Below are 17,150 nucleotides of genomic sequence, written 5' to 3'. Positions count from 1 at the left end.
CGAGAGCCTTCCGCGTTGTTGTGCGTGGAACGTTCCTGCGATCTCTGCGGGGATCCTGACCCACCAGGGGCACACCATGCCGACCGTCGATCGCGCTGGGACACCACCGGAGGAGTCCTCGATCCGGACGTTCCTCATCCAGCGCGTGGCCGAACACTGCCGTCTCTCGCCGCGCGAGGTCGATCCGGACCGCCCACTGGCCGAGGTCGGCCTCGCATCCCGCGATCTCATGGCGCTCGTGGGCGAACTCGAGGAATTTCTCGACCGTTCGCTGCCCGCGAGCCTGGTGTACGAGTTCTCGACCATCGCCCGCCTGGCGCACGCGCTGGCGCGCCGTGCCGACGAGCAGAGTCCACGACCCCGAGAGGCCAAGTCCGCAGATATCGCCGACAACACCGATATCGCCGTGATCGGCCTGGGCTGCCGCCTTCCGGGCGGAGTCCAGGGGCCGGAGGCGTACTGGCGCCTCCTGCTTGAGCAGGACGACGTGATCGCAGAGGTGCCGGCCGGCCGGTGGGAGCACTTCGACGGCGTCATCACGCCCGTAAGCCGGCTCGGCGGGTTCCTCGCCGACGTCGCCGGGTTCGACTCGCCGTTCTTCGAGATCACCCCCGGCGAGGCGGACGCCATGGACCCGCAACAGCGGATTCTGCTGGAGGTCGCCTGGGAGGCGTTCGAGCACGCCGGGATGGCCCCTGCTTCGCTGCGCGGAAGCCGTACCGGGGTGTTCGTCGGCGTCTCGGCGCCGGAATACGCGCTGCTGACGGCCGGCCGCCCCGACGCGTCGGCCTGGACGACGACCGGAACCGCGCTGAGCATCACCGCGAACCGGCTCTCCTACCTGCTGGACCTGCGCGGCCCGTCGATGACCGTCGACACCGCGTGCTCATCGTCGCTGGTCGCGGTCCATCTCGCAGCGCGGTCCCTGCGCAGCGGGGAAAGCGATGTGGCCGTGGCGGGCGGCGTCAACGTCCTGGTCTCCCCCGCGATCACCATGACGTTCGAGCAGGCGGGCGGCACCGCGGCGGACGGGCGTTGCAAGGCCTTCGACGCGTCCGCGGACGGGATGGTGCGCGCCGAAGGCTGCGGCATCGTGATCCTCAAACGTCTGGGCGACGCGCATCGCGACGGCGACCGGGTGCTCGCGGTGATCCGGAAGACCGTCGTCAACTCCGATGGCCGCTCCAATGGCCTGGTCGCTCCGAACCCCGAAGCCCAGGAGGCTCTGCTGCGGGATGCGTACGCGGGTCGCGAACCGCCCGATTACGTCGAGGCGCACGGCACCGGAACCCTCCTCGGCGATCCGATCGAGGCGCACGCCCTCAGCGCGGCACTCGACCTGGATCGTTCCACGCCCCTGCTGATCGGCTCCGTCAAGACCAACCTCGGGCACCTGGAGGCCGCGGCCGGGATCGCCGGGCTCATCAAAGTCGTCCTGGCACTGCGGCACCGGACGATCCCGGCGAGCCTGCACTACCACCGGCCCAATCCGCACATCGATTTCCCGGAGCTGGGCCTGAAGGTCGCCGCCGAGCAGACGCCCTGGCCATCGCATCCGGGATCGGCGGGCGTGTCGTCGTTCGGCTTCGGCGGGACGAACGCGCACGTCGTCCTCGAGGAGGCCCCCCGCGTCCCGTGGACGGGCCCCGAGGCGGCCCCGGTGCACACGCTCCTGCTCTCCGATGTCTCGGCCGACCGGATCGGCGAATACGCCGGGCTGCTCGCCGATGACCTCGGAGACCCCGCCGACGTCGCGTACACGCTCGCTCGCCGGTTCGGCCGGGGCCGATACGGCGCCGCCGTGGTGGGACGCGACCGTGACGCACTCGTCGCGGGCCTGCGGGCGCTGCATTCCGGACGTCCCTCTCCCGCCGCCGTCACCGGGGCCGACGTCGACGCGTCCGCGCCGGTCTGGGTGTTCTCCGGATACGGCTCGCAATGGCCTGGCATGGCGCACCGGCTGCTCACCGAGGAGCCCGTGTTCGCCAGAACGATCGAGTTGCTCGAACCGTTCATCGAAATCCACACCGGGCTCTCGGTATGGGATGCGCTGGACCGGGAGGAGACGGCCGGCGCGACCCTGCCGGGAACGGTTTCCGACCCGGCCGACGCCATGATCATACTGTTCGCGGTGCAGGTCGGGCTGGCAAGGCTTTGGCAGTCCTACGGCGCCGAACCCGCCGCCGTGATCGGCCATTCGATGGGCGAGGTCGCGGGCGCTTTCACGGCCGGAGCGGTGTCGTTGTGGGACGCCGCGAGGGTCATCGCGCGCAGGGCCCGGCTGCTGAGGACCATCGCAGGCGGCGGTGTCATGGCCGTGCTCGGCGCCTCTGCCGAAGAGACGGCCGAGCTGAGCGCGGGCTGTCCCGGCGTGGAAGTGGCCGTGCGCTCCGCTCCGCGGCAGACCGTCATCACCGGTGACGCGGACCAGGTCGCCACGGTGGTGGACCGGGCGGAGCGGCGCGGCATGTTCACCCGCGTCGTACGGGCCGAGGGCGCGGGCCACTCGTCCCAGGTCGAGCCCCTGATGGATCCGCTACGGCAACGGCTGGCGGATCTGCGACCCGCCGCGCCCCGGCTGCCGTTCTATTCCACGGTGCTCGACGACCCGCGAGCCGTCCCGGCGTTCGACGCCGACTACTGGGCGGCCAACCTGCGCAATCCGGTCCGGCTCGTCGACGCCGTCCAGGCCGCCGCCGAAGACGGGCACCGGACCTTCGTCGAGATCTCCCCGCATCCCCTCCTCACCCACGCGCTCACCGAGACCGTCGAGGACGCCCATGTGTTCTCCACCCTGCGGCGCCCCACCGACGGCGAACGCGCCGACGACACGATCACCTTCCACGCCCGGCTCGCCGAACTCAAACTCGCCGGGCTGCCCGTCCGGATACCCACCAGTGGCCTCATCACCGACGTGCCCAGCCCGCCCTGGCGGCATCGACATCACTGGGAACAGGCCCCGCGCGTCCAAGCGTCACCGTTCCATCCGCTGCTCGGCGCGCACGTCCAGCTGCCCGACGAACAGGACCGGCACGTCTGGACCACGAACGTGGGCGCAAACCCGCCGCCATGGCGCCCCGTACACGGCGTCGACGTGCTGCCCATCGCCGCCCATGCGGAGATCGCGCTGGCGGCCGGTTCCGAGGTGCTCGGCTGCGACGCCCTGGCCGTCTCCGGACTCCGGGTCGAGCGGCTGCTGCCGCTGGACGCACGAACGACGATCACCACCACCTGCACGGTCGTCCGAGCGGCGCAGGAGGCCCGGATAACGGTACAGATGCGTACGCCCGCGGGGATCTCGGCGGTGCTCTCGCGCGCGACCGTCGTCGCCGACACCGGAACCGCCGCGACCGCGCGGCCCTACTCCGGGAAGCGCGTCACCGTGCCCCCGGCCCAAGCCGGCGGCCACCGGTTCCGGTTGCATCCGGTCGTGCTCGACGCCTGCCTCGCCGCGTTCGGCACCGAATGGACCGCCATGGCCATCGGCCGTCTTCGCGCGCCGGGCCCGGCATGGCAGGGCGGACACTGTGAACTCACCGTCCCGCGGCCCGAGGACGGCACGGCAGTGGCCGGACTGCGACTCCTCGACGACGCCGGCACGGTCCTGTTCGAGGCCGACGACGTCGTGCTGCACCGTCTGCCCGCCACCGCCGTGCCGGTGCCGCTGGCGGCCAAGCTCATCGAGGTCGGCTGGCACCGCACTCCCGTGACGCCACCGGGCACCGCCCCCGCTGACGTCCTGCTGCTGTGCGACCCCGCGGACACCGACGCCGGCGGAGTCACCGAAGCGCTGACCGCGGCGGGCGCGCACGTCGCCCGGCTCCGACACGACGCGACGCCGGACGAACTGCGAGAAGCCCTGTCCCGCGACCCGGCGCGCCTGGCCGACGTCGCGGTGCTGGTACCGTCCGCGCTCGCCGACGAGGACCTGCTGCTCGCCATGACCGGCTTGATCCGCAGGCTGCCACCGGTGCGTCGGCTGTGGATCACCACCCGCCGGGCCATCGCCGTCGAGGACGGCGAGGCCGGGAGACCGGAACAGGCATTCCTGCGCGCCCTGACGCGCGTGCTCGCCTTCGAGCAACCCGCGCTGCGCGCGACGCTCGTCGACGTGGACGACCCCGCCGTACTCTCCCGAGAGCTGCTGGGCGACGGCGCCGACACCGAGGTCGCCTGGCGCGACGCCGTCCGGTACGCCGCGCGACTGCGGCCGGCTCGGCTCGGCGAGGGGCCGCCGCGCTCCGTGGTACGGCCGGGCGGGGCCTACGTCATCAGTGGTGGATACGGCGGCCTCGGCCTGGTGACGGCCCGGCTGCTGGCCGAGCGGGGAGCAGGACGCCTGGTGCTGGGCGGCCGATCCGGCCCCGGGCCGGACGCGCAGAGGGTCATTGACGAGCTGCGTTCGACCGGCGTCGAGGTGGAGATCGTCACCGGCGACGTCGCGGCGGCCGGGACCGCCGAACGCATGGTCGCCGCCGCGCGCCGTGACGGCCTGCGACTGTGCGGGGTCGTGCACGCCGCGGGCGCGCTGGACGACCGGCTCGTCGCCGACCTCGGGCCGCACGACCTGCGCCGGGTCTGGTCGCCCAAGGTGGACGGCGCGGTCCGGCTGCACGAGGTCACCCAGGAGATCGACCTCGACTGGTGGGCGGTGTACTCCTCGGCCGCCGCGTCGCTTGGATCACCGGGCCAGGCCGCGTACGCGGCGGCCAACGCGCGGGTCGACGCGCTCGTCGACCAGCGGCGGGCCCGCGGCCTGCCCGCCACCACGATCAACTGGGGCCCCTGGGCCGAGGTCGGCGGCGCCGCCGGCCGGACGGTCGCGGCGCTGGATCCCCTCACACCCGAGGAAGGCGCGGACGCGCTCGAGGCGCTGCTCGCCCACGACCGCGCCGCGACCGGCGTGCTCCGCTTCAACGCGACCCGGGCACTGGCCGCCTTCCCCGAGATCGGCGAGCTGCCCTACTTCGCGGCGTTGATCGGCGCGGGCGCCGCCGAGACCACCGGCCGGGACGACTGGCCCGGCCCGGCGGCATTGCGCGCCGCCGATCCGGACGCGGCACGGCGGATCCTTACCGCGCGGGTACGCGACCGGGTCTCGGCCGTGCTGGGCTTCACCCCCGACCCGACGCGGCCGCTGACCGAGCTGGGACTCGACTCCCTCGTGGCCGTACGGATCAGAAGCGCGCTGGAACACGACTTCGGCGTCACCGTGCCGTCGTCGGTCCTGCTGAGGGACGCGAGCCTCACGGCCCTGCAAGAGCGGCTGTGCGGCCTCCTCAGCCTGCCCGCCGGCTCCGCCCCCACCGCTGCCGAGAAGGCGGTCGCCCGCCGCGTCGTACGGCCGCTCACCGAGGGCGCACGGTGGCACCTCGCCGGTCACGCGACGCCCGGCCCGCAGCCGTTCTTCTGCGTGCACGCGGCCGGCGGTGACAGCGGCGTGTACCGGCAACTGGCCGCGCTCCTCGGAGAGGACCAGGTGTTCTACGGTCTGGAGCGGTTCGAGGACGCGCCAGGGGTGGAAGAGCGCGCCGCGCGGTACACCGCGGCGATCCGGGCGGTTCAGCCCGAGGGGCCGTACCGGCTGGGCGGCTGGTCGTTCGGCGGCGTGCTCGCCTACGAGATCGCCCGACGGCTCGGCAGCGCCGTGGTCGAACTGGTCGCACTGATCGACGCGGGCGTGCCCCGGCGCGTGGCCAACCCGGCCGAGGCCTCCGCACATCGGTACGCCGACTTCGGCGCGTACCTGACCAGGACCTATGAAGTGCCGGTCAGCCTGCCGTTCGAGGAACTCGCCGCGCTCGACGAGGAGCAGCAGCTCGCGCTCGTCATCGAGCGCACGGAACCGGTGATGCGGCTGCTGCCGCCTGCGGTGGCGGCACACCAGTTCACCTCCCACCAGGACACCCGGGCGCTGGAACGCTACAGCCCCGGCCCCTACGACGGGCGGACCGTGCTGTACCGGTCCACCGAACCGACACCGTGGACCGTCCACGACGCCCGCTACGACCTGGACGAGGCCAACGGTCTCGCCGACCTGTGCCCGCGTCTGGAGATCGTCCCGGTGCCCGGTACGCACCACCTTGACCTGCTCGACCAGCCCGGGGTGCAGATCATCGCCGATCACCTGCGGGCCCTGCTCGGCGGCGCCACGGGGGCGCCCGCCGTTCCGGGCCGGCGGGACCACCGCACCCACCCAATCAAGGAGGCAGCCGATGTCCGGTCTGATCCAGGCGGTCCGCGCGGAGGCGGCGCCGGCTGACCTGCTGGAATGCGAGCTGCCCACACGCTTCACGGCGGCCTACGTCGTCAAGGACGAGGTCGGCATGTTCGCGGGGCAGACGGACAAGGACGTCCGCCGCTCGATCCATGTCGGCGAGGTCGCGATGCCGGATCTCGCCCCGGACGAGGTCGTCGTCGCCGTGATGGCCTCGGCCGTCAACTTCAACAGCGTGTGGTCAGCGATCTTCGAGCCGGTCCCGACGTTCGCCTTCCTGCGCAAGCGGGCCGCCGAAGGCCCGTGGGGCGAGCGCCACGACCTGCCCTATCACATCATCGGCTCGGACGCCGCCGGCGTCATCGTGCGCACCGGCACCGCCGTGTGGCGCTGGAAAGTCGGCGACCGCGTGGTCGTCTTCCCCGGCGTCATCGACCCGGCCGACCCGGCCTCCCAGGACGACGGCGTCAAGGCGGCCGATCCACTCGCGTGGGGGTACGAGACCAACTTCGGCGGGATGGCCGAGTTCACCGTCGTCAAACAGACCCAGCTCATCCGCAAACCGGCCTGCCTGACCTGGGAGGAGGCCGCGGCCAACACCCTGTGCGCCTCGACCGCCTACCGCATGCTCGTCAGCCGGAACGGAGCACGGATGAAACAGGGCGACATCGTCTTGATCTGGGGCGCCACCGGAGGGCTGGGCGGCTACGCGGTCCAGTTCGTGCGCAACGGCGGCGGAATCCCGGTCTGCGTGGTCGGCTCCGAGGACAAGGCCGAGATCATCCGCGCCATCGGCGGCCGGCACATCATCAACCGCGCCACCCTCGGACTCGGCGACGCGGGATTCCGCTCACCCGACGCCTGGCGGCTCCTCGGCGCCCGCATCCGCGAGCTCGCGGGCGGGGACCCCGACATCGTCTTCGAGTACCTCGGCCAGGAGACGTTCGCGACGTCCGTCAGGCTCGCCCGGCGCGGAGGCTCCGTCGTGACCTGCGGCTCCAGCACCGGCTATCGGCACGAGTACGACAACCGGCATCTGTGGATGAAGATCAAACGGATCATCGGCAGCCACGGTGCCAACTACGACGAAGCCGCCCAGGTGAATCGGCTCATCGCGCTCGGCATGATCACCCCGACGCTGTCGACGGCCTATCCGCTGGCCCAAGCGGCCGACGCCGTACGCGCGGTACAGACCAACCGGCACATCGGCAAGGTCGGCATCCTCTGCCTGGCCCCCGAAGAAGGACTGGGCATCACCGACTACGCCCTTCGCTGGCACATCGGCGAGGACAGCATCAACGCCTTCCGCCGAACCGGCCACGAGCGATGAGAGAACCACCCTCCAGGCGATCGCCTGTGAAGGCCGACCGGGGACCCTCATCGAGACACCTGTGATCCGCTTAAGCCATCCGGCCGGGCACGGCTTCATGAGCTTGAGCGGGAAAATCAGGAAATGCGGCGAAGGTCCCTTCCTGGAAAAATTGCGGTCGACTTCGAGTCGGATTAGTGGTGGGCTATAAGTGCATGCTTATCGCCGCCGAGCATGCTGCTGGTAAGCCCACCGGAACGGCCGGGGGCCGTCCATCGTGAAGATGTGCTCCGTGAGACGGAGTCTCAAAATACGGCTACCTCGGGTGCGCTTGGGCTTCCACGTGCGGGCCGGGGTGTCGAGGGCGGGCATCTGCGCCTAGGCGGTGATTTCCGAGGCAGCCGCGACCAGTTCCAGCCAGATTCGTTTGTGGGCGAAGCCGTGCAGGGGCCAGGTTGCACAGCCCGGTGTCTTTGCCACATTGGATGCGGCCCTCGCTCCCGCCAACGATGCCGTAGCCCCAGGTCGACCGGCTGACCGTGCCGGGGTGCGGGCGTTCGCGGCGGACGGCGACCCGCATCCCTTCAGGGTACTTCCAGGCCGGTGCCGCCTGTCGCTTGTCCGAAATACTCGGTCATGGTCGCAGCGTCCGGCTCCGATAATTCTCATTTCTGAATGATTTCTGAATGATTGCTGAATCCGATACTCGGCAAAACCTTGGCTGGTGTCACATCAAATTGTCACGCTGTGACCCCTGCAGAACGCAGTGAGCGCTGGCCGGGTGCTACGGAGTCCAGCAGATGTGCCAACAACTCGGGGGTGCGGATAGGGGCAAGGTCATCCTCAGTCGCCGACCGGGCGAACCAAACTGCCGACCAGGGGCCGGGCCTTTTTTGCAGGACCTGCAATACGCAGAATGGCCAGCAGGTATGTCCCAAACAACAAAAAGTCATCCATTACTTTCCGTATTGATATAGACACATAAAGTGATATTGAGGGAAGGTGGAGCTCCACCCCACTGAAGGAGTGATCACCATGGGAGCTTTCGCCTCCCGGATCGCCGCCACCGCCGTGGCGGGCGCGCTGGCCACGGCCGGCGTGGCCGCGGTGTCGGCCCCGACCCCGGCCCACGCCGACACCGCGGCCTGCGTGGCCTACCTCACCTCGCAGAACCAGTCCACCTTCGTGCGGCACCAGATCTGCGCCACGGCCGACACGCTGGCCAGGACGGTCTCCCCGCAACTCGCCGACCTGCTGTGCAACGTGCTGATGGCGACGACCGGCCTGCCGTCGGCCACCGCACAGCAGGCCTGCACCCTGGCCATCGCCGCCCCGGCGGCCGCCAAAAAGAAGAACTAGCCCCAACGAATCGCAGAAGGTCACCTGCGACAGCTCCAACGCCTCCGCAGCGAGCCGTTCAGTGCGATCAAATCGCCCAGCTGGTCGCTCACTGCCGGAGCGGGGCGGGCTTCCGCCCGGAGTGATCACTAGTCCCACCGCCGACAGGTGATCAGGCCGCCCCCGGAGTACCGGGGGCGGCCACTCCGCTTGAAGGGGAAGGGGCATCCATGTCGACCAGCCCGCCGCCGACCTCGTGCGGGTTTCGTACACCGACCGGCGGCCTGCCGGGCGCTGGGCGTGGTGCAGTCGATGTATACGCGCGACCTGAAGCGATGTCATTCGTCGACGGTGAGTCTTTCGATGGCTTTCTGACGGTCGTGGTGGGTGGGCAGGCTGTAACGACGGGCGGTTTCGACGGTGTGGCCCAGGAGTTCGGCGACGACGACGATGTCGGTCCCTTGGCGGGTCATGATGGCGCCGGCGGTGTGCCGCAGGACGCGGGGGGTGAAGACGCCGTCGCGGCCGATCGGCAGGTTCGCGGCCGCGGCGATGGCGCGCAGCACGGTGTAGGCCGAGCGGGCCGACAGGCGGCCGCCGCGGCGGTTGAGGAACAGTGCGGGGCTGGCGTCGGCGCCTTTCCAGTCGGCCCGCTCGCGCAGCCACTCCTCCAGCACGGCGCGGAGCTTGGGGTGCAGGGGGATCTCACGGTATCTGCCGTTCTTGCCGGCCCGGACGATCAGATTGCCATTGCCGGCCGAGGTGCGGACGTCGCTCGTGTCCAGGCGGGTGGTCTCGCTGATGCGGGTGCCGGCGTAGAAGGCGGTGAAGGCGATCGCCTTGTCGCGCAGCGGTGCACGGTCGGCCTCACGCAGCAGGGCGAGCTGGTCGCCTTCGTCCAAGGGCCGGGGGGCGGCCGGGGGGATCTCGGCGCGTTCGGCGGCGGCGGGGCCCAGTCCGCGGCGGCGGTAGAAGTCATCGACCGCGGTCAGGTGCGCGTTGATGGTGGCGGGTTTGCGTTTGAGCACGGTCTGCAAGTGGGTGCGGTAGCCCCGGGCGGCACGGTCGCTCGCGTCGGGGTCGGTGAGCGGGTCGCCCTCGGCCGTCCCGTCGGCGAGAGCGATGGCGAGCCAGGCCAGGTACTGGCGGACCCGGGAGGCATAGACGCGGACCGTATCGGCATCCAGTGACTCGCTCGGGAGGGCGATGCCGCGCTGGTAAGCGGCGAAAACCGCCTGCAGGCCCTCGGGAAGCGGGGTCGGCCGAGCGCCCCGGCGGCGCCCGGCCTGCGGGGTCGCGCCGCCGGGCGGGCGCGGCGAGGTCTCGGAAGCCGGTGCTGAGGGAGGGGAACCAGTCGGGGGCGAAGTATCGGAAGTCATAACTGAAGTTTACTTCAGATATTTCTCGATATCGGAAGTTCTTGGAGTAGAGTCGAGATATCCGGCAACGACGACATCCCCACCCTGAGGGTGACCCGCCACACCGGCTCACCCCGACGAGGGGATGTACATGCCGATGTTCAATCGTGCTCGTCGACCCGACCGGCCCGGTGCGATTCCGGGCAGGAGGGTTTCCCGGATGGACCAGGTCCGGCCCGCTGTGATCGCGCTCTCCGCGATGATCGTGTTCGTCGTTCTCCTGGTCCTGGCCGGCATGCCGATGGCGGTGGCCATGGCGCTGACGACCCTGGTGGGCGGCGCGATCCTGGTCACGCTGGTCGGAACCGCGTGGCTCACCCGGCTTCGCCGTCTCGCCCCGCATCCGCGGGGACACCACTGACCCGTCCGGCCGGCCCATCCCGATCACCATCCGTCCCGAGCCGCCATCCGGCGGCCCGGGGGAAAGGGGTAACGGCCCATGTGGACCCTGACTGAAACAGGAACAACGATCGGCCTTCCGCCGCCTTCGACGCCACGGCTGCGCCTGCGGCCGCCGCGGGCCGCGGGCTCGCCCCGAGCGCCGCTGGAGGGCGGCTGGTGGCCCCGCTCGGCCGACCCGGCCGCCGAACTGCCCGGGCTGGCCCATGCCCTGCAAGCCCACAACGCCAATCCGCCAGACGATCACCGGCCCATCACCCACATCATGCTGAGGGTCGCCGACTGGGACAGCCGGCCCCGCAGGCTGCGCGTCAACAGTGCCGACGGCATCCGGACGGTGGGCCTGAGTTGGTTCGACACCCTGCCCGCCGGGCTGCTCACCGCGATCTGGGCCGACGGCAGGCGCGTCGACCTGCTCACCGTCCCGGCATCCACACCTCACGCGGAGGCCTACGCGGCCATGGAACTGGCCGCCCATCCCGCCAACCATCTGCACGCCCCCGACCTGCTCGCCGCCCTCACCACACCGGTCGGCCCGCGTGGCCCGGCGGGGAGCGAGACGGCATCCCACAACGCCTGGGAGAGCGAGGGCGGGCGGCTAGGCCGACAACCGGCGGCGCAGTGACCGGCCCGCCACCCCGGCCGGACCGGCCGGGTCTGCACACCTGCGATCGGAGATCGCCATGACCATCATCCCCATCCCTGCCACCACCGCGTCCACCGCGACCAACTGGTATGCCGGATACCCCGGGTTCACCAACGTCCGGCACCCCCAGGCCGCGGCCAAAGCGGACATGCCCACCCATGGACGTCCCGGCCAGACCATCGTCGCCCTTCACGGCGAACTCGACATCGCCTCCGCCCCGGCGCTGCGCGAGCACCTGCTCGGCACACTGCACCACAGCGCCCGGCTGCTGACCCTGGACCTGGGCGAGGTGTCGTTCTGCGACGCCACCGGCCTGGCCGTGCTGATCGGTATCCAACGGCGCGCCACCGGAATCGGCATCACCCTGCACCTGGCCAACCCCCGGCCGCAGGTCGCCAAACTGCTGCGCATCACCGGACTGGACCGCAGCCTCACCGTCCACCCGGCCTCCGCCCCAAGCGCCGAGCCCGCACTCCAAGCCTGACTCCACGCCTGCGGCCCCTGGCCGAACCGGCCGCATAAGCACCTGAACGCCGGGCACAGGACCGGCGATGCGACCAAACCGGGTCCGATCCAACTGCCGCCGACCGAGCCCGGGCCCCGGCCCGGGCCTGCTTGTGATGGAGAACTCCGTGACCACCGTGCCCTATCACCACGCCGCCGGCGCCGCACCACCGGCGCTGCGCACCGGCCGATGGCGACTGCCCGGCGGGCGGTCGGCGACCGCCCACACCCGCCGGGCGATCCACACCGCCCTGCGGCGGTGGGGACTGGGCCCCGCCGCGGACGCCCTCGCCCATCAGGTGGTGTCACTGATCCAAGAGTCGCCCACCCGCTCCGCAGCCCACTCACACGGCCCGATCGACCTGCGGCTGGAACTACGCCCAGCCGACCGCCTGCTGCTGGGCGAGATCCAAGCCGCCACCCCCGACCGGCTCGTCCCCGATGACCCGACACCCGCAGGCCGCCCAGAGCCCCGTCGCAGCATCATCGCCCTCACCTACGGGCACCGCCCCGCCCGCAACGGCACCGCCACCTGGTACACCCACGCCTTCACCTGGTACCAGTCGGACGCCAACAGCACCGATCGCCGACCCGTCCCCCCTGCCTGATCACACGGCGGTCGGCCGGCTACCCGGAGGGCTCGTTGATCACTAACAGGTGCCTGACCCGGCATAACGCTTGGCACCGCGCGCAGCGCCTCCGGCGCGCCCAGCTCCCGGCCGCGGCCTCGATCAGCTCGCTCACCGGTGACCACCACCTCTGCGGCGCTTTACGCGCTGCGTCATCTCGATCGCGTGCACGCACGAGCGCGCCAGCTTCCCGCGGCTCAGCCCCGAGTACCGCAGCCGCTCCAGCTGTTCGCGGATGGCCTGCTCGTGGTGCACCGCCTCGGCCGCCAACACGCGATCGAGACGGTCTCGCAACCGTGCCCGCCCCACGCGCAGCACTCCGGCGGCCAACAGCCCGCCGCACGCCGCGCAGTTCACCGCGAGCACGAGCCTGCCCCTCCGGCCCCAGCACAGGCCGGAGGCGATCAGCGCGCCCAGCACCAGGCCACTGGCGGCACCGCTGCACACGGCGATGATCGCGGTCTGCCGCATGGTCCGCTCGTAGCGGACCAGGTCGTCCTGCAACTCCCGCACCGGCCCGTGCGCCCGGCTCACCTCTGGGACCGATCGGTCGGTTATGTGCATGAGAGACTCACTCTCTGTCACGTGCCGCTGCCCAGTCTCGAAATAGCTTCTTCCCATCGCGCCCCACTTGAGGCCATGCCTCTCCCCCCGTTGCTGACCTTTGCCTGCCCGTTCGTCCCGCAAGGTCCAGCGCGCCGGCACATGTGACGCCTGGCCCGTGCCCGGCCGCGGGCGCCTGTCGTGTATCCGTGCGGGCGGAGTACCTGTACAAGATCGCCCCGGCCAAGGTCGCTCGCACGGGCCAGCACTCTGCACCGGCCAAGCCACTCGGCCCTGAGTCCCCAATCATGATCTTGGTGTCGTCGAGTGATGGGTGGGTGGCCGCCGAGAGGTGAGTGGGGGGCGTAGCTGCTCGAGCCAGGGGGAGGGCTTGGGTGCGCCGGTCGTTGCTGGTGCAGGGCTGCCGGTAGGCCCATTCGGTGGCCAGGGTGCGGTCGAGTCGCTCAGCCTCGGCGGGCGTCCGCGACGGGCAAGGGCGGCTTCGCTGCGCCGATCAGCGGAGCGTCCCAGCCCCGGGTGTCGGCGGCGGTGACCGTGGTCAGATTTCCAGGGTGGCCAGATGGTCGGCGCTGCCTCCATTCCACTCGACCAGCAGGAGTGTGGCGTCATCGGTGGTGATCCCGCGTCGTTCCCGCATGAGGGTGTGGGAGTACCCGCGTACGAGCGCTTGGGTGTTCATGCCTTCGTGGGCAGCCTGGTCGATGACGTCGATGAGACGCTTCTCCCCGAACTGCTCCCCACCGGCTTGGCGCTCCTCAACGAGCCCGTCGGTGAAGAACAACAATTGATCACCTCGCTGGAGCGCCAGCTCGCTGACCTGTGGCTGGTCGCCGCCGAACCCGACCGGCAGGGTGGTGGGGGACTCCAGCCTGCGGACCACCCGGTGATCGCGGATCAGCAGCGGGGCGGGGTGACCGGCGTTGACCCATTCCAGGTGCCCCGTCCTGATGTCCAGCCGCGACATCTGCGCCGTGACGAACTGCTCGGGTTCGAACTGCTCAACGATCGCCGAGTCCATGAACGCGTACAGTTCGGCCAGCCCGACATCGGCCCGCCGCGCGTGGCGGTAGGCGCCGATGGCGACGGTGGCCAGCACGGCGGCGTTCAAGCCGTGGCCCATCGCGTCGATGACGGCCAGATGCAGGACGTCGTCGTTGAGGGCGTAGTCGAAGCTGTCGCCGGCGACGTTGTAGGCCGGCTCCAGGATCCCCGCGACCATGACCTGCGGGGTGGTCATCCTCAACGGGGGCAGCAGCGACCATTGGATCTCGGCGGCCACGCTCATCGGTTCGCGACGTCGCACCTGGAAGAACTGGTCGGTGTAGCTGTTCTTGGTGACCAGCATGTCGGCGACCAGACCGGCCAGCCGGCGCAGCAACCGCCGGTCATCGTCATCGATGGAATCCAACGTCAAAGCCAGTACCCCGACCTGATCACTGCCGTCCAGCAGCGGCAGGAACACCCGAACGGCAGCGGCCAGCGGCTGCTCGACGGTGACCACATCAAGGAAGGCCCTGCCGGCCACAGAGCCGTCGATCAGCTCGGGCTCACCGGCTATCAGGTACCTGCCCGGCAACGGAACCAGCAGCATCTGGTCATAGTCCTGCAGCAGGATGGAGACGTCCCGGCCGCCGATCCTGGCGACCTCCTCAGCGACCAGCGGCGCGATCAACTGCGGCGGCATCTCGTGCGCCCGGTCCAGCAACACGCCCAGCAGCCTCTCACCGAACCCCTCGGACCGGTCCACCACAACCTTGTGCCGCTGTGCCTTCCCCTCTGCCATGGCCACTTGATTCCCCGTACCGCCCGCTCATAGAAGCCGACCGGCCGCGGCCACGCAAAAGATCGTTCAAGATTGCCGGGACCCCTGCTTCTCTGACCGTCCTGACGGGCGAACCGGAGAATGCCCAGGCGGCACCACCACGGGCGGGGCGGGAGTCGTCGGAGGTGTCACCGAGATCATGACCAAGTACACCTAGAGTGGTTCGCTGACCCAACGCCAGACATCACCGTCGTGATGCGCGCGGACCAGTTGCGCCCCGCTGGCGTCGGCGAGTTCGGCGACCGTCCGGATCAGCAGACGATGGAAATCACCGGGTGGCCGGCCGCGCGACGAGCCTTCCAGGAAAGTCACAGTGACTCTGGCCTCATCATGGAGCTGAGCGGTCAGCCGACCGGCCTCGTCAAGGCGGAGCATCACGATCGCATCAGCACGGACCAGGTCGCGGCCATCGTGGCACGCGACCCACACCTCGGTCGCCGTCGCATTCATGAGCCTCACTCCTCACGGCTTGTCCGTGTCCTATCGCTCCGCTTCCGCGGGCCCGGCCGCGGAAGCGTGCGATCCGGCCGGGATCGGCGAGCGATCCTCGTTATGGGGCGGGGCGCCGCCGGATGCTCTCGCGGCCGTCCGCCCTCGGGTTTCTGGGTTTCTTCCAAGTGTCCTGTGGTTCTCAGGGGTCTGGTGATGTACATGTCCGGGCTGGTCGTCGTGGCTGCCGGTCCGGTCGGTGTGACGAGTGCGGCCGGCAGCGGCCAGCAGGCCGCCGGCAGCGGCCAGCAGCTTGGGGGCGGGCAGGCGGTTGGTGTCGTGGGCGGCCAGTTCCATGGCCGATCGTGCCGCCGCGGGGGAGGTGGAGGGCGGGACGGTGAGCAGGTCGACGCGGCGGCCGTCGGCGTAGATCGCGGTGAGCAGTCCGGCGGGCAGGGTGTCGAACCAGCTCAGCCGCACCACCCGGGTGTAGGCCGGGCCGTCGACGCGCAGCCGGCGCGGCCGGCTGTCCCAGTCGTCCGGCCGCAGCATGACATGGGTGATGCGCGCGTGGTCATCGGCAGGCCCGTCTGCCTGCAGCCCGGCTTGCAGGGCCAGGATCAGCCCGGGCAGTTCGGCGACCGGGTCGGTCGAGCGGGGCCACCAGCCGCCGTCCAGCGGCGTCCGGGGCGGACCCGCAGGGCATGAGCGCATCCGCAGCCGGGGTGTCGAGGGCGGCGAGAGGCTGATCGTTGTTCGTCGTTCGGTGATGGTGTGCACGGGGCACAGCCCCTTCCCCCGAGCCGCCGGGTGGCGGTTCGGAGCAGATGGCTACCGGGATGGCCGGCCGGAGGGGCCGGTCGGGTGGGTCAGCGGTGTCCCCGCGGATGCGGGGCGAGGCGGCGCAGCGAGGTGAGCCACGTGGTTCCGGTCACCAGCGTGACCAGGATCGCGCCGGCCACCAGGGTCGTCAGCGCCATGGCCACCGCCATCGGCATGCCGGCCAGAACCAGGAACACGATGAACACGGTCATCGCGGCCAGCGCGATCACAGCGGGCCACACCTTGTCCATCCGGGATGCCGGGCTGTTCGGCATTCTCCCGGGCCGGTCGGGTCGACGAGCGCGGTTCGAGATCGGCATGTGCATCTCCCTTGTCGGGGTGAGCCGGTGTGGCGTGTCACCCTCAGGGTGGGGATGTCGTCGTTGCCGGATATCTTCACTCTACTCCAAGAACTTCCGATATTGCGAAATATCTGAAGTGAACTTCACTGATCTCCAGGGACACCCCAGCCCGGGCTGACTCGCCTGACCCGCTTGGCAAGGCCCGCAGGCGCATGCGTCGCTTGCCCGCGCAACCTGCCTGACTTGGCGTTTGATGATCGCGAGCGCTACGGGGTGGAGACGAGAGCCGGTTGGGTCGGGTCAGAGGTATTGGCCGGTTGTGGTGCTGTCCTTTCCGGACACGCGGACCGAGACGACGTTGGCCAGGTTGATGACCACGGCGTTGGTGTCGGGGTCACGCTTGTAACGAGCCTGGTGCAGGGTCAAGCACCGTTGGTGGTCCAGGGCGCGGGTGATGGCCTCAAGCGCTTGCGCGGGATCGTCGAAGTCGGTGGTGGCGACGGTGACGTCTTCGCCTCCGACCGGGTGGAAGCGGATGATCAGTTCATCGTTGTCTGGCATGACGAAGCCTCTTCCTGTGTCATCGCGGCCATACCCGGTCTCAGAGGGTGATCACCTCTGCTGATGGGCCCTGCTCGGATTGCTGGTTTCTCCTTGGTCGGCCTCAGGCTTGACTGGAACTTGATCGGTTCCGCCACGGCGGGGTGTTCACCGGTGCGGTGCTCGTGCATTGCCATGTTCTGCACGGACA

At 70.3% G+C, this 17,150-nt stretch carries 14 protein-coding genes; 7 read left to right on the top strand and 7 right to left on the bottom strand.

From position 1 onward, the window contains the following. Positions 1-76: 76 nt before the first annotated feature. From ABD340_RS23260 to ABD340_RS23250, 3 genes are all read left to right on the top strand, one after another. A complete protein-coding gene (locus tag ABD340_RS23260; RefSeq protein ID WP_344591561.1) occupies positions 77-6,262 on the top strand; it encodes an SDR family NAD(P)-dependent oxidoreductase in 6,186 nt (2,061 codons plus the stop codon). Beyond that, positions 6,216-7,547: a crotonyl-CoA carboxylase/reductase gene (ccrA, locus tag ABD340_RS23255; protein ID WP_344591560.1), complete on the top strand. Its 1,332-nt coding sequence runs from the start codon at positions 6,216-6,218 to the stop codon at positions 7,545-7,547. The genes ABD340_RS23260 and ccrA overlap by 47 nt, the downstream gene beginning before the upstream one ends. Positions 7,548-8,561: 1,014 nt before the next feature. Further along, a complete protein-coding gene (locus tag ABD340_RS23250; RefSeq protein ID WP_344591558.1) occupies positions 8,562-8,885 on the top strand; it encodes a hypothetical protein in 324 nt (107 codons plus the stop codon). A 317-nt stretch (positions 8,886-9,202) separates the two neighbouring features. Here ABD340_RS23250 and ABD340_RS23245 read toward each other — a convergent pair whose 3' ends face one another. Then, positions 9,203-10,243 carry a tyrosine-type recombinase/integrase gene (locus ABD340_RS23245; RefSeq protein ID WP_344591556.1) on the bottom strand — a complete coding sequence of 347 codons (1,041 nt, stop codon included), beginning with the start codon at positions 10,241-10,243 and terminating at the stop codon, positions 9,203-9,205. A 199-nt stretch (positions 10,244-10,442) separates the two neighbouring features. Between ABD340_RS23245 and ABD340_RS23240 the strand changes: the two genes are divergently transcribed. From ABD340_RS23240 to ABD340_RS23225, 4 genes are all read left to right on the top strand, one after another. Beyond that, complete coding sequence (locus ABD340_RS23240; RefSeq protein WP_344591554.1) at positions 10,443-10,643, top strand: hypothetical protein; 201 nt, start codon at positions 10,443-10,445, stop codon at positions 10,641-10,643. Positions 10,644-10,721: 78 nt separating this feature from the next. Then, a complete protein-coding gene (locus tag ABD340_RS23235) occupies positions 10,722-11,306 on the top strand; it encodes a DUF5994 family protein (RefSeq protein ID WP_344591553.1) in 585 nt (194 codons plus the stop codon). Positions 11,307-11,364: 58 nt separating this feature from the next. After that, complete coding sequence (locus tag ABD340_RS23230) at positions 11,365-11,811, top strand: STAS domain-containing protein (protein ID WP_344591552.1); 447 nt, start codon at positions 11,365-11,367, stop codon at positions 11,809-11,811. 148 nt (positions 11,812-11,959) lie between these two features. Continuing rightward, positions 11,960-12,439: a hypothetical protein gene (locus tag ABD340_RS23225; RefSeq protein WP_344591551.1), complete on the top strand. Its 480-nt coding sequence runs from the start codon at positions 11,960-11,962 to the stop codon at positions 12,437-12,439. Between the two features lie 132 nt (positions 12,440-12,571). Here the strand turns inward: ABD340_RS23225 and ABD340_RS23220 are convergent, their stop codons facing one another. The 6 genes from ABD340_RS23220 to ABD340_RS23190 all read right to left on the bottom strand — a co-directional run bounded on the left by ABD340_RS23220 (position 12,572) and on the right by ABD340_RS23190 (position 16,960). Continuing rightward, positions 12,572-13,024, bottom strand: a complete 453-nt coding sequence (locus ABD340_RS23220) for a hypothetical protein (RefSeq protein WP_344591549.1) — start codon at positions 13,022-13,024, stop codon at positions 12,572-12,574. 538 nt (positions 13,025-13,562) lie between these two features. Further along, complete coding sequence (locus ABD340_RS23210) at positions 13,563-14,807, bottom strand: PP2C family protein-serine/threonine phosphatase (protein WP_344591548.1); 1,245 nt, start codon at positions 14,805-14,807, stop codon at positions 13,563-13,565. Between the two features lie 192 nt (positions 14,808-14,999). Then, positions 15,000-15,296, bottom strand: coding sequence for a hypothetical protein (locus ABD340_RS23205; RefSeq protein WP_344591547.1), 297 nt, complete (start codon positions 15,294-15,296; stop codon positions 15,000-15,002). A 30-nt stretch (positions 15,297-15,326) separates the two neighbouring features. Continuing rightward, entirely contained in the window at positions 15,327-16,055 is a 729-nt protein-coding gene (locus ABD340_RS23200; RefSeq protein ID WP_344591546.1) for a DUF5994 family protein, read from the bottom strand. Positions 16,056-16,144: 89 nt separating this feature from the next. Further along, entirely contained in the window at positions 16,145-16,417 is a 273-nt protein-coding gene (locus ABD340_RS23195) for a hypothetical protein (RefSeq protein WP_344591545.1), read from the bottom strand. A gap of 282 nt (positions 16,418-16,699) precedes the next feature. Continuing rightward, positions 16,700-16,960: a hypothetical protein gene (locus ABD340_RS23190; RefSeq protein WP_344591544.1), complete on the bottom strand. Its 261-nt coding sequence runs from the start codon at positions 16,958-16,960 to the stop codon at positions 16,700-16,702. Positions 16,961-17,150 lie beyond the last annotated feature (190 nt).

Origin of the sequence: Actinomadura vinacea (genome assembly GCF_039532545.1) — a bacterium.
Taxonomy (GTDB): Bacteria; Actinomycetota; Actinomycetes; order Streptosporangiales; family Streptosporangiaceae; genus Spirillospora; species Spirillospora vinacea.
Note: the sequence above shows the minus strand (reverse complement) of the source record. Positions and strands in the feature narration are given on the sequence as shown.